At 52.1% G+C, this 14625-nt stretch carries 13 protein-coding genes; 1 reads left to right on the forward strand and 12 read right to left on the reverse strand.

The window, feature by feature from the left end; genetic code table 11:
- Positions 1-15: 15 nt before the first annotated feature.
- The 9 genes from wcaF to AC07UY_RS13525 all read right to left on the reverse strand — a co-directional run bounded on the left by wcaF (position 16) and on the right by AC07UY_RS13525 (position 8981).
- A complete protein-coding gene (gene wcaF / locus AC07UY_RS13485) occupies positions 16-564 on the reverse strand; it encodes a colanic acid biosynthesis acetyltransferase WcaF (RefSeq protein WP_494660253.1) in 549 nt (182 codons plus the stop codon).
- Between the two features lie 15 nt (positions 565-579).
- The gene (wcaE, locus tag AC07UY_RS13490) at positions 580-1326 is read right to left on the reverse strand and encodes a colanic acid biosynthesis glycosyltransferase WcaE (RefSeq protein WP_494660252.1); all 747 of its coding nucleotides are present in this window, start codon (positions 1324-1326) and stop codon (positions 580-582) included.
- Positions 1327-1358: 32 nt separating this feature from the next.
- Complete coding sequence (gene wcaD, locus AC07UY_RS13495; RefSeq protein ID WP_494701358.1) at positions 1359-2570, reverse strand: colanic acid polymerase WcaD; 1212 nt, start codon at positions 2568-2570, stop codon at positions 1359-1361.
- On the reverse strand, positions 2545-3762 hold the full coding sequence (gene wcaC / locus AC07UY_RS13500) for a colanic acid biosynthesis glycosyltransferase WcaC (RefSeq protein ID WP_494701301.1): 1218 nt from the start codon (positions 3760-3762) through the stop codon (positions 2545-2547). Before wcaC ends, wcaD begins: the two co-directional genes overlap by 26 nt.
- On the reverse strand, positions 3759-4247 hold the full coding sequence (gene wcaB / locus AC07UY_RS13505; protein ID WP_203360714.1) for a colanic acid biosynthesis acetyltransferase WcaB: 489 nt from the start codon (positions 4245-4247) through the stop codon (positions 3759-3761). The genes wcaC and wcaB overlap by 4 nt, the downstream gene beginning before the upstream one ends.
- Positions 4248-4249: 2 nt before the next feature.
- Entirely contained in the window at positions 4250-5092 is an 843-nt protein-coding gene (gene wcaA / locus AC07UY_RS13510; protein WP_494701300.1) for a colanic acid biosynthesis glycosyltransferase WcaA, read from the reverse strand.
- 135 nt (positions 5093-5227) lie between these two features.
- On the reverse strand, positions 5228-7390 hold the full coding sequence (gene wzc, locus AC07UY_RS13515; RefSeq protein WP_494701299.1) for a tyrosine-protein kinase Wzc: 2163 nt from the start codon (positions 7388-7390) through the stop codon (positions 5228-5230).
- On the reverse strand, positions 7387-7836 hold the full coding sequence (gene wzb, locus AC07UY_RS13520) for a low molecular weight protein-tyrosine-phosphatase Wzb (protein ID WP_494660248.1): 450 nt from the start codon (positions 7834-7836) through the stop codon (positions 7387-7389). Before wzb ends, wzc begins: the two co-directional genes overlap by 4 nt.
- A gap of 5 nt (positions 7837-7841) precedes the next feature.
- The gene (locus AC07UY_RS13525) at positions 7842-8981 is read right to left on the reverse strand and encodes a polysaccharide export protein (protein ID WP_192612742.1); all 1140 of its coding nucleotides are present in this window, start codon (positions 8979-8981) and stop codon (positions 7842-7844) included.
- A gap of 687 nt (positions 8982-9668) precedes the next feature.
- Here AC07UY_RS13525 and AC07UY_RS13530 point away from each other — a divergent pair.
- Positions 9669-11255 carry a TerC family protein gene (locus tag AC07UY_RS13530; protein ID WP_494701298.1) on the forward strand — a complete coding sequence of 529 codons (1587 nt, stop codon included), beginning with the start codon at positions 9669-9671 and terminating at the stop codon, positions 11253-11255.
- Between the two features lie 45 nt (positions 11256-11300).
- Here the strand turns inward: AC07UY_RS13530 and asmA are convergent, their stop codons facing one another.
- The 3 genes from asmA to udk all read right to left on the reverse strand — a co-directional run bounded on the left by asmA (position 11301) and on the right by udk (position 14495).
- Positions 11301-13154: an outer membrane assembly protein AsmA gene (gene asmA, locus AC07UY_RS13535; RefSeq protein WP_494660245.1), complete on the reverse strand. Its 1854-nt coding sequence runs from the start codon at positions 13152-13154 to the stop codon at positions 11301-11303.
- 26 nt (positions 13155-13180) lie between these two features.
- Positions 13181-13762: a dCTP deaminase gene (gene dcd / locus AC07UY_RS13540; protein WP_162379963.1), complete on the reverse strand. Its 582-nt coding sequence runs from the start codon at positions 13760-13762 to the stop codon at positions 13181-13183.
- A 91-nt stretch (positions 13763-13853) separates the two neighbouring features.
- Entirely contained in the window at positions 13854-14495 is a 642-nt protein-coding gene (gene udk / locus AC07UY_RS13545) for a uridine kinase (RefSeq protein WP_192612745.1), read from the reverse strand.
- Positions 14496-14625 lie beyond the last annotated feature (130 nt).

The raw sequence follows: 14625 nt of genomic DNA on the forward strand, positions 1-14625 counted from the left end.
TGTACTTATTAGAAATTATTCAGCCTGAACGCGTTCGCGTATCACCACTGCCGGATTGCCACGACAAATCACGTTTGCCGGTAGCGACTTAAAAACACTGCTGCGCGCACCGACCACGGTGCCATCGCCGATGGTGATGCCAGGGGCAACGAAAACATCCGTCGCCAGCCAGCATTTCTCGCCAATCACAATCGGTGTGGCGTTAATATCAAAATGTTGACTGCGGTGATCGTGACTCCCGGTGCACAAATAACTTTTCTGTGAAATAACAGAATGCGCACCTATCGTAATATCACCCAGCGTATATAAAACCGCGTCATCCCCGACCCAGGCGTAATCTCCCAGGGTTAATTTCCACGGGTAGGTAATTTTTACTGACGGTCTAATTACTGCGTTTTTTCCGATTTTTGCGCCAAATAAGCGTAATAAAAATGCACGCCAGCGATACATCACCTGTGGCGACCACGCAAATAATGTCGCCTGTACTGCCCACCATAATTGCACTTTGATGGCATTGCCGCCCCGGAACCCTTTTGGCACAGAAAAACCACTGAGATCCTGCATCACATCTCCTTATATTTACGTTTTGTTATATAAGGTCTTCGTTTTACCTGTTGTGCGCAGGCGTAAGTGCCATGACAATTCAGCCCAAAAACCCGGCACGCGTAGTATCTGGCGCTGCACTTTTTTCGCGTCCTGGCATAATTCCAGATTATTCGTCGTAGACACCCCACCCATTGAAAATTCAGACACCAGACCGTTCAGTTTTTTAAAGGCGTATCCGCCCTTATACATTCTGGCGGCCAGGGCATAATCGGAAGAAACCTTATATTGCAGATCATATCGGCAAACTTTCAGACCGCTCACCGGAAAAAATATCGCCTGATGGCTCGCCGGTAAGCTGTGATAAATATACCAACCGGGTTTCGCGCTACGTTTTATTTTATGACCATCGCCAAAATCCAGCAGCGCGTCGCCGGTAATCATCCGGTCATCTTTTTGCGATTGCAGCTGGCGGACGAAACGGGCAGCCTGTGGATGAAAAATATCGCCAGAGTTGAGGAACAGCGCAAAGCGACCGCGCGCCATCTCAATCCCTTTGTTCATCGCATCATAGATACCGTTATCCGGCTCGCTGACAAAGCGTAAGTGGTAATCCCCGTTCAGATTTTCGAGAAATTCACGGGTTCCATCGTTTGACCCACCATCCACCACGATCCACTCGAAGCTGAGCTCCTTCGCCTGTGCCAGATGCGCTAACGACGCATGCGTTCTGACGATACCTTCCCGATTACGAAAGGCGACGGTGATAATACTGAGCAACATGTGAATGACCTCGTAACATTGCGCCTGATGACTCAGACACTAAGCGCTTTGCGCAAAATAAACGGACACACAATTAAAAATGCATATTCCGGACTAAATATCGAACCGGTAAAAAACAGCGACACCGGTGTAAAAAGATAAAGCTGCACCCGAAAATTCTGATTATCGCCAAACGCATTTAATGTCATTTTTAAGACTTTCCACATGTACCACAGCGTCAATAACACCGCGAACCAGGAAAAATAAATAATCAGCAGATACAACCCATTGTCTATTGTTTTACCGACATCTGCACCGTTAAAAATTCCGAATGATGCAACATATTCATAAAGTGAGCCAAATCTGATAACACCATCAATATGGCTCAACGAATAACCCACCATCACTAACGGACCGATAATACGATAATAGGATGATGAGCCTTCAGTACCTAAATCATCGAGGCGGGTCGAGATGTAAGGAAATGCAAATATCAAACCGACCAAAAACACGGCTAATGAGATTATCGCCAGTGGTAATTTTTTCTTTATCGCATCCTTATTCAGATACTGAAACGCCCACTCCAGCAAGTAAAACAGAATAAATGTCATCACCCCTGAAAACGATCCTGACAATATTATCCCTGCCAGAATCATAGCATCAGTTTTAGGTGTTTTGATACCAAACTGTTTGATACTGAGCCAAATTGAGATTAACGCCAGAGCAAAAAATGCGGGTTCGAAATACAGTGCTGTCGTTCGCTTACCCCCGAATTTAATAAAATTCAGAACATAGCTATTACTGTAAATAAGATATTTCGAAATTCCTTCCATTAAACTGCTGCCGCCGGTGAGAATGATCTGCGCCATTTCAGCCGCGGCGAGCAATACCACCAGCGCCACTACCCGGTAGAAAAAGCGCAGGATCTTACGGTAGTTGTGCGGTGAAATCGTTTTGAAGCGAATGCTCCAGACCATGCCAATAATGATGACGATATAGACAAACAGCAGGGTTGATGTCACGTACTTGCTGGCATCCAGCGACTGACCAAACAGATAGTTAAACGCCGTCAACCCTGCTCCTACACCTAACGCGATCATCAGTTTTTTTATGTTGATGCGTTCTACAAATAACAACAGCAGAACCGGCAGAAAGGTGACGATGGTGATGGGAAAACTTTCGCCCAGCTGCGCAATTTTGACGTTAACCAACAGATAGATAAGCGGCAGCAGTAGATAACTACAGATTCTGATAGAACGAGACATACTCCTCCAGCATCTGATCTCCACTGTACGCCGCACGGCTGCGTTCACGAAACGCGGTCAGTGTGCTCCCGAATACCGCCTTGGCAATCGCTGATTTGCTCAGTTGCGCCAGCCGCATTACCTCCTCTTCAGCGAAGGTTTTCCCCCCTGATTTTTGCAAGACTTCCCGCGCGGCCTCGCTGTGGGTCGCGATAACCGGGACACCGATGGACAGCGCCTCGCAGAGGATCAGCGGATAGTTGTCGACCCGGGAACTGAACAGCAGCGCATCCATCTGGTTAAGGGCGCTCATCAGTTTCCCTTTATCTGTTTCAAAACCGTGGTTGATGACGTTTGCCCCTTCGAATGGCGAAAACTTACCGAAGGTGTGCAGTTCCACCTTGTCGCCCAGCGCTATCAGTTCGCGAATCAACCGTTGATTTGTTTTGCCGTCATAACGTAAGTCGTGCGCGACAATGGCAATTTTCGGACGCCCCTGGGTTTCAACGACCGGAGGCAACGTTGAGAGAATCGCTTCGGTTGCCACATCAATACCGTTATTGATGACCCGGCAACGTCCTGCGCCATACAGACTATTGAAGGCCTGTGCCACATGCTGGCTGGGAGAGATAAACTGGCAGCCCAGCGCCAGCATTTCACGAAACAGCTGGCGCTTTTCGTTCACCAGATCATGCGCGCGATCCACGTTAACCGGCGGATAGTTATTGAGTGTTGGGCACTTCTGGCAGCCAGACTTCCACCCCTCACAGCCGTCGGTAAAGGCGCAGCGTCCGGTGACGCTCCAGTGATCGTGCAGCGTCCACACCAGCGTCACGTCGGGCTTGTGGTTTGTGACCTTTTCGCAGAACGCCACCACCTCAGCAAGATTCAGCCAGTAACTGTGCAACACATGAAAATGCAGCACCACGGGGCCAGGTGTGCGGGTTACGCTGCGGTATACATTATTCAGATTGCCGAACAGATCGCGATTGAACACACGAAACAGCGCAATGTTCACCATTGAGGTCAGACGCGGAGTGTGCTTGATGACGTGCGGGTAGCAGTGGTGACTAACGCTTTTCTTACCGCCTTTGCCATAGCCGTACACAAAGCGAGAGGCCAGCCCTTTTTGCAGCGCGCGCTGGTGAAGATCTAACGCCACGCCTGCCGCGCCGCCTTCCGCCAGCCGTACATTAAATTGCAGAATGTTCATTTGATGATCCTCACGCGCGCTTTCTCCCCCACCACCAGCGCGTTGTCCGGGATGGTGTCGAGCACGACGCTGCCTGCGCCAATCGTCACGTTATGGCCAATGGTGATGCCACCGAGCAGAATGACATTGGCACCCAGCTCCACGCCGTTGCCAATCACCGGGCAGGCCATATTGTCAGCACCGCGATTACCGATAGTGACGCCGTGACGAAGGGTAAAATCGTCGCCCGCCACCACATGTTTGTTAATCACCACCGCATAACCGTGGTGGATGGTGAATCGGCGGCCAATGGTGGCCGCGGCTTGTATCTCATAACCGAAAAAGCCTTCAGTGATGATGCGATACAGCACCAGTACCGGTGCCGCCCACAGATTGTTCAGTACATTCTTTTTGCGCCAGACGGAGCAGAAATGGGCGATACGGTACGCCAGTACCATGCAGCACGGACGCAGGCTCCAGCTGTTTGCGCGTAGATCTTCCAGCATGCTTAGCGCCCCCGCAGTCCGTCGGCCAGCCGTTTGCTGTTACGGACGGATAAGAGCGTCAGCAACGTGCGCCATGTCATGCGCTTATTGCGGATCTGATACAACGTAAACAGCTGGTACTTTTTGCTGGCCCGGTCGAATTTGTCTTTGTGCTTGCGGTAAAAATGAAAGTAGCCGGAGAATTTTTTCGGCGATGAGGTGATCTGCATCTCGCCGTGATTGATGTGCAGAATTTGCGTCGCCTCTTCCACTTTCCACGGCTCGCCGTATTCGACGACCATGCGCAGAAAAATGTCATAATCCTGCGCCGCCGAAAGCGACGTATCGAACAGGCACTCTTTAAAACGCCATGCTCCGGTAAACACCTGATTACCAATAATGTTGCGTTTGTAGAACAAACGACGCGAGTACGGCGATTTAGGGTACAGCGGCAAACTGGCAGGCTGCGAGTAGACCTCGCCCTCACAGACATAGTCGTTGGCATATAAAAAGGCGTGCGTCACCAGTTGATGCGCGTGTTCAAGGAAGACACTCAGACGGTTCGGCGTCCATTCATCATCATCATCAATTCCGGTGATGTAGGCGCCATTGGCCTGCATGATGGCCTGGTTGCGCACGGCGCAGGCACCGGAGTTGACGTCGTTGTGAATATAGCGCACCCGAGGATCGTTCAGCCCTTCCACAAATTTCTGCAACTGTTCCCACGAGGTGGAACAATCATCCACGATGATCATCTCCCAGTGACGATAATCCTGGCGCAATACCGATTTAATCGCCCGGATGGCGAGCTGTTGCCGGTTCCAGGTTGGCATATAAATTGAAATCAATGGGTTGTCTGTTTTCATGCTCGTTTCCAGGGAAGTTTTGCCTGATGGCACAGCGTGTAGGCCGGATAAGGCGTTTACGCCGCCATCCGGCAGCTATGCCTGATGGCGCTTTGCTTATCAGGCCTACTGAATTAGCAGGCCACTCACGATTTTTTATTTTGAATCCGACGTGTACTCGTATTCGTAGTAGCCGTAATCCTGGTATCCGGAAGCCCGGCGGAATATGGAGTTGAGGATCACGCCTTTGACCGGGACCCCATTTTGTTCAAAGCGGCTCAGGCTGGTTTCCACCTCTTTCAGCGTGTTGACGGCGTAACGCGCCACCATCAGCGTGGTACCGGCATGACGCCCTACAATGGCGGCGTCAGTCACCGCCAGGATTGGCGGCGTATCAATCAGCACCAGGTCATAGTTCGCGCTGGCCCAGCGAATCAGCTCGCCAAAACGTTCGTTCATCAACAGCTCGGAAGGGTTCGGCGGGACTTGCCCACGCGGAACAAGGTCGAAATTCGGGATAGAGGTCGGCTTCGCACTGCTGGCTACCTCCCCTTTTCCCGCCAGAATATCGGACAGCCCATTCACGTTATTGGTGCCGAGCAGCTCATGGGTGTAGCCCTTGCGCATGTCACAGTCGATCAGCAGTACCCGTTTATGGGTCTGGCTGATGACCGCCGCCAGGTTGGCGCAGACAAACGTTTTGCCGATGGAAGGACTCACGCCGGTGAGCATCAGCACATTGTTTTGCGCCTGCATCATGGCGAAGTGCAGACTGGTGCGCAGGCTACGTACCGCTTCAACGGCCAGGTCAGTGGGATTGCCCACCGCCAGCAACTGGCTCTGCTTGTAGCGCTTAACGCCTTTAACGGTTTTGACGTTATCGTGCGCTTTTTGCCACTCCGACAGCGGAATGCTGGCATAAACGCTGATCCCGTTCTCTTCCAGCGCCTGCGGGCTTTCAATCCCCCGATTAAGCAAGGCGCGCAGCAGAACGCCAACGATAGAAAGCATCAGGCCAAGAATAATGCTGCCGAGAATAATCAGCGCTTTCTTCGGCTTCAGCACGCCGGGCTGTGCGATGGCCGGGTCGACGATCCTGACATCGCCTACCGTGCTGGCTTCCGTGATTTTCAGCTCCTGCTGTTTATTCAGCAGTTGCATATAGACCTGCTGGCCGGATTCCACGTCACGCGTCAGACGGACAATTTCCTGCTGCGTTTTCGGCATCGCCGTCACGCGGCCATTCAGCTTGTTTTTTTCCTCTTCCAGCGCCTTGCGTTTTTCCAGCAATGTGCGGTAAGCCGGATGCACTTTGGTGTACAGCTTGGAGATTTCCGCCTCTTTGAAGGTCAGTTCGTTCAACTGGGCGTCGATGTTAACCATCGAATCCAGCACCGCTTTCGCTTCCAGCGGCAAATCGACCGAGTCTTTATCCTGACGGAAGGCGTTCAGTTTGTTCTCTGCGATGTCCAGACGGTCACGCACTTCAGGCAACTGTTTCGCCAGGAACGCCAGGCTTTTTGCCGCCTCTTCAGATTTGCGCGCAACATTTTGCTGCAGATAGTTGCGGGTGATGCTGTTGAGAATGTCGCGGATCTGCTCTCTGTCTTCCCCGGTAAAACTGAGGCTTAATACGCCCGTATCTTTCCCGTTTTCCGTCACCGTCAGGTTGTTTTGCAACGTGTTGATCATCCCCAGGGTGGAGAATTTCGTCACCGTGAATTCGCTGTCTGGCGCGGCATGAATCGCGCTAACGTTCAGGGTCACCCCCTCTTTGCTCAGCGACTGTCCCACCTGACCCCGAGCGCTAAAACCGCCGTCGCTGGTCAGTTCGTAGCTTTTGTCGGTCAGCACGTGCAAGGTAAACACCTGCTCATTCATCGCTTTCGGGCGGGTGAACGTGGTCACTTTTACCGTGTCATTCTGACGCCCCATCAGGCGATCCCACCCGGAGCCAAACAGCGGAAAGCTGTTTTTGGTGACGGCGATATCCAGATCCAAATCGTCCACCGTCTTTCCCAGCACCAGGCGTGACTGAATAAGCTGGATTTCTGCATCTGATGCTGGCGGTTTATTCGACAGCGCCGAGCCAATATCCTGGACCAGTGAGTTACCGTTATTTTGCTCAATCTGCACCAGCGCATCGGCACTGTAGATAGGCGTGGCGAAGAGGGTGTAGATACTGGCGCACAGCGCAAACGCCGCCGTGATGCCAAGCACCCACCAGCGCGCCTCAATCACGGTCCCCACCAGACGACCGATATCAATCTCATCATTGCCCGTTACCGGTGCCGCAGACTGTTTTACTTTTTCTGTCATTGTTTTCCCTGCCCTGCATTCAGTGCCTGCGCCCACTGGCGGGCAGACCGTTCAAGGAGTGAGTACACCGCTTCAAACGCATCACGACTTTTGCGATACGGATCGGGTATTTCACGTTCACTATCCCAATGACCAAACAACATCACTTTGCCGCGCATCTCCGGCGCCATCTCGCACAACCGGGCAATATGGCGTTTCTCCATGGCCAGAATCAGGTCATAGTCGCGGCACATACGGCCGGAAATCTGACGCGCGCAGTGCCCTTCCAGAGAGAGGTTATGCGCCGCCGCGACGCTGAATGCCGCCGGGTCGGCCCCATGACCAGACAGCGCCCCCAAACCGGCGGATTCCACCGTCAGCGCGGGGTGATAACTTTTCAGCAAACGTTCTGCCGTTGGGGAACGGCAAATGTTCCCCACGCAGACAACTAAGATTTTGTTAAACATGACGATTACCAGGTGTGAATGTCGCTGGCCGTATCCGTCATGTAACGGACACCGCTAATGGTCGGCAGCAACTGATTGATCAGACGGTTCCAGCGAGCCACCGGCGCGGTCGTGACATACACCACGTCGTAAGGTTGCAGACGGAATTCCGTCGCCATCACCAGAGAGGTGGCATCGGACATATCAAGCTGATAGATATTGGCAATCTTGCCGTTACGCCCGCCCTCGCCTTTCAGCGGACGGATCACAAAGATGCCGCTGGCGTTGGAGGTCGTCAGGTCGATGCCTTCCGCCGTACCCAGCGCTTCGGTCAGCGTCATACCGCTGAAGTCCATTTTGAGGGTGCTCTGTTTCTTCACTTCGCCCATTACGAAGACTTTCAGATCGTCATTGCGCGGCACAAACAGAATGTCCCCGGGGTACAGCAGTCGGTTTTGACTGAGATCGCCGTTTTGCATCAGCGCCTGCAGAGAAATGCGCTGCTCCTGCCCTTTATGGGTCAGCACCACATTGCGCCAGTCGGCGGCGTCCGTCAGACCGCCTGCGGCATTGATGGCGTCGAGGACGGTCAGAGGAACGTTGGTGATCGCCTGCTGGCCCGATTTATTCACCTGCCCGGAGACATAGGCCTTCTGCGAGCGGAAAGCGGCGATATTAACGTCCACCTGCGGGTCAGCAATGTACTTCGCTAAGCGCCCGGTAATATCACTACGGATTTCACCCAGCGTTTTTCCGACCACGCTGACTTTGCCAATGTAGGGATAAAACATGGTGCCATCGGGTTGTACCCAGTTACCGGCGTCGCTGGAGCTGCGATATTGCCCCGCTGGCGTGGTCAGTTCCGGGTGGTCCCAGACGGTCACATTCAGCACGTCGCCTGCACCGACCCGGTACTGGTAGCTGGCGATCTCCTGGTCTAGCGACATATTGGGCTGCGCCACGTTGGGTCGCGGGCGTAATTGTTCAACCAAACGTGGGGTTAACGGATAGACATTCACCATTCGGTCGAGATCAAAATCAGCGTCCTGTTGTTTGATGACATCTTTTCCCATCGTAGACATATTGCTGCCCGGAAGTACTGTGCACCCACTGATCAGGGCTACCGACACCAATAATGGCATCAATTTCATTTTGGATTTCATCATTGATTATTTATCACTTTGGTAGAGTAATTATCCTGTGCAATTTAAATAGCGACTTCACCTGTTCATATTTACCTTGCAGTTAATTGACCAGGAATTTAACTGGCATCAGTCCTAAAAAATCGGCTTTCGCCCACAGGCTATTGACAGAATAATTGAGGCTCATCTTCAGGCAGCCAGGCACGCTACCGCCCTTGGCTTTCTAGCTACCAATACACTGATTCACTTGTGTTTTTGCAATCCTCTTTATTTTCATATTCTTGCCAACGGAGCAACATTGCAGAAAATAATAAAGAACAGACAGCGTCTGCTTCGTCGCTGAAGAATATTTTTATTGCCTGGTGGTAATGCTGCCAGAATTGTTGCAGCTAACGTAATAGCAGGCAAGGTAACAAGTCCGTACCTCACTCTTTTTAAGATTAATATTAAGACCTGTTTGTTTATAATTTTAGGATTTTATTGATGTTGACAATATTCATTTCGACCAACTACCTGCGATATATCCTAAATATAAATCCGTACTCTATTCTTTCTCTGTGAAAATAGTGTGGTTATTTTGACGTCAATTTTCAGCTGCCGCCCGTTGATATAAAAGGAAGAGAAATCGCGTTACGGCATTGCAATTTTGCCCAGCTTTATCCATGATCGAATTGTGACAATTGTCATATAACCAGGGGTATTACTTTTACTATGGAATGGATTGCCGATCCGTCAATCTGGGCCGGACTTGTCACGCTTATTGTGATTGAGTTAGTCCTCGGCATTGATAACCTTGTCTTTATTGCTATCCTCGCTGAAAAACTGCCTCCCGCGCAGCGTGACCGCGCGCGCGTCACCGGGCTTATATTAGCAATGGTCATGCGCCTGCTGCTGCTGGCGTCAATCTCATGGCTGGTCACATTGACCACCCCTCTTTTCAGCATACATGAGCTTAGCTTCAGCGCGCGTGACCTGATTATGCTGTTTGGCGGCTTCTTCTTACTGTTTAAAGCCACCATGGAGCTGAACGAGAGGCTGGAAGGGAAAGACAGCGATAATCCCACTCAGCGGAAGGGGGCGAAGTTCTGGGGGGTAGTGGCGCAAATTGTGGTACTGGACGCCATCTTCTCGCTCGATTCGGTCATTACCGCCGTGGGGATGGTCGATCACCTTGCCGTCATGATGGCCGCCGTGATTGTCGCCATTAGCCTGATGCTGCTTGCCAGCAAGTCCCTGACACACTTTGTTAACAGCCACCCGACTATCGTTATTCTGTGTCTCAGCTTCTTGCTGATGATCGGGTTCAGCCTTGTGGCTGATGGGTTTGGGTTCCATATTCCGAAAGGGTATCTGTACGCCGCCATCGGGTTCTCAGTGATGATTGAAGCCCTTAACCAACTGGCTATATTTAATCGTCGTCGCTTTCTGTCCGCGAACCATACCTTGCGCCAGCGCACCACAGAAGCGGTCATGCGCCTGTTGAGCGGGCAAAAAGAAGATGCAGAACTGGATGCACAAACCGCCTCAATGCTGGCGGATCACGACAATCGCCAGATCTTCAATCCGCAAGAACGACGGATGATTGAGCGGGTGCTGAATCTGAATCAACGTACGGTCAGCAGTATCATGACCTCGCGCCACGATATTGAACATATCGATCTCAGCGCTCCCGAAGCAGATGTGCGCGCCTTGCTGGAGAAAAATCAGCATACCCGTCTGGTGGTCACCGCAGAAAATGAGCAAGAAGATTTGCTTGGCGTGGTGCACGTCATCGACCTGTTGCAACAATCCTTGCGTGGCGAGCCGCTCGACCTGCGGGCGCTGATCCGCCAGCCGCTGGTGTTCCCGGAAACGCTACCGTTGCTTCCCGCCCTGGAGCAGTTCCGTAACGCGCGTACCCACTTTGCCTTTGTGGTGGATGAGTTTGGTTCTGTTGAAGGGATTGTCACGCTCAGTGATGTGATGGAGACGATTGCCGGGAACCTGCCCAACGAAATCGAGGAGATCGACGCCCGTCACGACATTCAGAAGAACCCGGACGGCTCCTGGACCGCCAATGGCCATATGCCGCTGGAAGACCTTGTGCAATATGTCCCGTTGCCGCTGGACGAGAAACGTGAATACCACACTATCGCCGGGCTACTGATGGAATATCTACAGCGGGTACCGAAACCCGGTGAAGAAGTTCAGATCGGCGATTATCTGTTAAAAACGCTAGAGGTCGAAAGCCACCGGGTGCAAAAGGTGCAGTTGATTCCGCTGCGTCATGATGAGGAAGATCTGGACTACGAGGTGTGATGGTAACCGGATGGCCCGCAAAATGGGTGGCCATCCGGTTAATGCTTACATCTTATCAAGCAACTGCTTCACGTCTTTACCGTTGCGGCTATCTTTATTGCGATCTGCCCAGTTGTTGAGACGACGTTTCGCTTCATCCTGCATATGTTTACGCAAGACCTGGTCTACTTTTAGGGTGTAATTCAGTGAATCCCAGCTCCCGTAAACCCTGAGCGGAACCGGCGTCTCTTGCAGGAAAGTGACCAGCTTACTGTCCCCTGTCCAGCCGTCGAGTACCTGAATATTAAACTCGGTGTCACAGGTCTGATCGATAAGATCCAACGTCCCTTTACCGGAAAGCGCCAGCAGCGAGGATTGCCCCTGCATATCGTTGAGCGTCAGCTCGCCTTTGCTGAGCGTGACATCGCTCTCAAAGTGATCCAGACGCGTGGCGTTATCGAAGCTTTGTTGTGATTGCACATCGCCGCCGCTACGTTCCACAGCCTGTTGCACCAGCTGTTGGAAGTTCATCCCTTCCATCTGCGTGTCGTTCATTTCAACACGCGCCTGACCCTGCCAGCTATGGCGAAACGCCCACGCATCAATATCCGCGCCAGAGAATTCCCCGGTGAGCGACATCTTCCCGGTCAGAGAGATGGGGTAATTAAAGGCTTTAAGAATGGTACCAATCTCAACATTCTCAAGACGGGGATGAAATACCGCCTGCGGCTCCTGCGCCCTGGCATCCAGTTCACCCGGCAGCGAAACCAGACCGCCATCAAGTTTCCCCTCTAGCTGATCGATATTCAGCAGCCCTGACTGATTCGACATTTTGGCGGCAACATCGGTAAATTCCATCCCCCGCCAACGAACATCGGCAGCCTGCAACGAGATATCCGCAGAAAAACTGTGCAAGCCGCTGTAAGCCGGTTCATCAATCCGCGATGAGATCACCGGTCTCGCGAGCGTTGGCTGGCTCTGCCCCTGCTGCGCAATACCGTTTGCGCCTGGCGCCTCTTCAGTGCGTGGGAGAAGATTATCAAGATTGAGCTTGCCAAACTGGAGGTCAATCACCCATTCCGGTTTATCATTGAGCGTTATCTCTGTTTTTCCGGTGAGCGTGCTGTCATTGGCCGTTAAATTAAGCTGGCTAAAAGAGAGTTTTTTGTCTTCTTCCTGCCACTGTGCCTGTAATTGTCCTTGTCCCTGAATCCCTTGTTTAGGTAGATCGGCCCCCTGCAATTGCCAGGTGAACTGTTGAATCGAGGCCTCCAGATTATGCGGGTAATCAGAAGCATCAACCGTACCATTCAGGGCAAGATTGAGATCGCGCTGGTCACGGTTGACGCGTCCGGAAAACTCGAACGAACCGCGATGTTGGGTATCCTGCTCCATTTGCAGGTGGATATCGCGAACCGTGACCTGCTCATCGTTCTCATGCTGGAAAACCAGCACGCTGTCTGCCACGCGTAGACTGGCGATATCAAACGACCAGCCGCGATCTTCGGCGATATCCGGTAATGTATTGTCTTTTGGCGCAACCGGGGCATCTTTACCGAGCTTCGCTTCCGATTGCGGGGTCAGTTGGATCACCGCCCCTTTCAGCATCACCTGCTCAACCTTGAGTTGATGACTCAGAAGCGGCCACAAGGAGACGTCAAGACGCATGTTGTCTGCGCGAATTAACGGCTCACTTGCACCTTGCGCCGTCAAGGTCATCCGCCCGGAGAGGATGCTAAGCTGTGGCCAGACATGCCAACGCAGTGACCCATCCAGTTCGAGTTGATATCCGCTACGCGCAGCAACCTGCTGCACCATATATGCGCGGAAATCATTTGGATTGACCAACATAACTAACGCAGAAAAACCGGCCACCAGCACGACCAGTAAGATCATCAGCGTCGTCAGAAATCGTCTCATGCTATCCTCAATGGATCGGAAAAGGCTTAGTCTTTATCAATCCGACTGGCAACCGCGCCTTGTTGATCGCGATACTTCGCATCTTCACGACGATTGTAAGGACGCGCTGCGGGGCCGGAAAGCGGCTCGAAGCTCAGCGCGCCAATCAACATGCCAGGGCGCAGCGCCAGCGGTAATTTCCCGGAATTGTAAAACTCCAGCACAATACAACCCGACCAGCCGGGATCGATACGGTGCGCAGTCACGTGCACCATCAACCCCAGACGCGCCAGCGAAGAACGACCGTCCAGCCATCCCACCAGATCCGGCGGCAGAGTCACAGATTCATAGGTCACAGCCAGCGCCAGTTCGCCAGGATGCAGGAAAAAGGCCTCGCCTTCATCCAGCACGATTTCATCGCTCATCACGCGATCCAGCGCGGCGCTCACTTCCGCTTTAGGACCACTCAGGTCGATAAATGCGGCCGTGTGGCCACTGAAGGTGCGAAACTTATTGCCCAGGCGCACATCGACTGTCGCGCCGTTGATGCGCTCTACAGGAGGACGCGGGTTGATCGACAAACGGCCTTCATCCAGCCAGGCTTCAATATCTCGGTCACACAAACGCATGGTACTTTCTCCTTTTGAGCATCAATCCCTTGACGCATGGTGCGTCAAGGGCGAACCAGGTTATCACTGAACGGTACACAATTCGCTGAACTTATTCAAAGAACTGACTGATTTTCGCTTTCAGAATATCGATAGCGATGCGGTTCTTACCGCCGCGCGGCACGATAATATCCGCATACTGTTTAGAGGGTTCGATAAACTGCAGGAACATCGGACGGACGGTTTTCTGATACTGCGCCATGACCGAATCCATAGAACGGCCACGCTCATTGACGTCGCGTTTGATACGACGCATCAGGCAGATATCCAGCGGGGTATCAACAAAAATAGAGAAGTTCATCTCTTCACGTAACCGCGCATCCGTCAGCAGCAAAATGCCTTCCAGGATGATGACTTTTTTCGGTTCCACACGAACCGTTTCTTTCATACGGGTATGTTCAACATAGCTATACACCGGCAGTTCAATCGCAGTGCCGCGTTTGAGCGTTTGCAGATGTTGAAACAGCAAGCTGTGATCCATCGCATTCGGATGGTCATAGTTGGTTTTTACGCGCTCTTCCATCGACAGATGGCTTTGATCTTTGTAATAGCTGTCTTCGGGAATAACGCCAATATGTGCATCACCGACTTGTTCACGCAACTCACGATAAAGGGTACTGGCAATGAGACTTTTGCCGGAAGCGGACGCGCCAGCGATACCGATAATGACGCACTGATGAGACTGATCAGTCATAAATTTAGCGACCTGAATAACCTGGATGTTAGGGAGGGCGGCGTAGAAACGCCAAACGCGGCAATTATAGGGATTTCAGGCGCGCGATACCAGTCGAGATAGCAGATGGCGCAGCGCCTGCTAAATTACA

Source organism: Citrobacter sp. GW821-FHT02E08 (genome assembly GCF_059421685.1).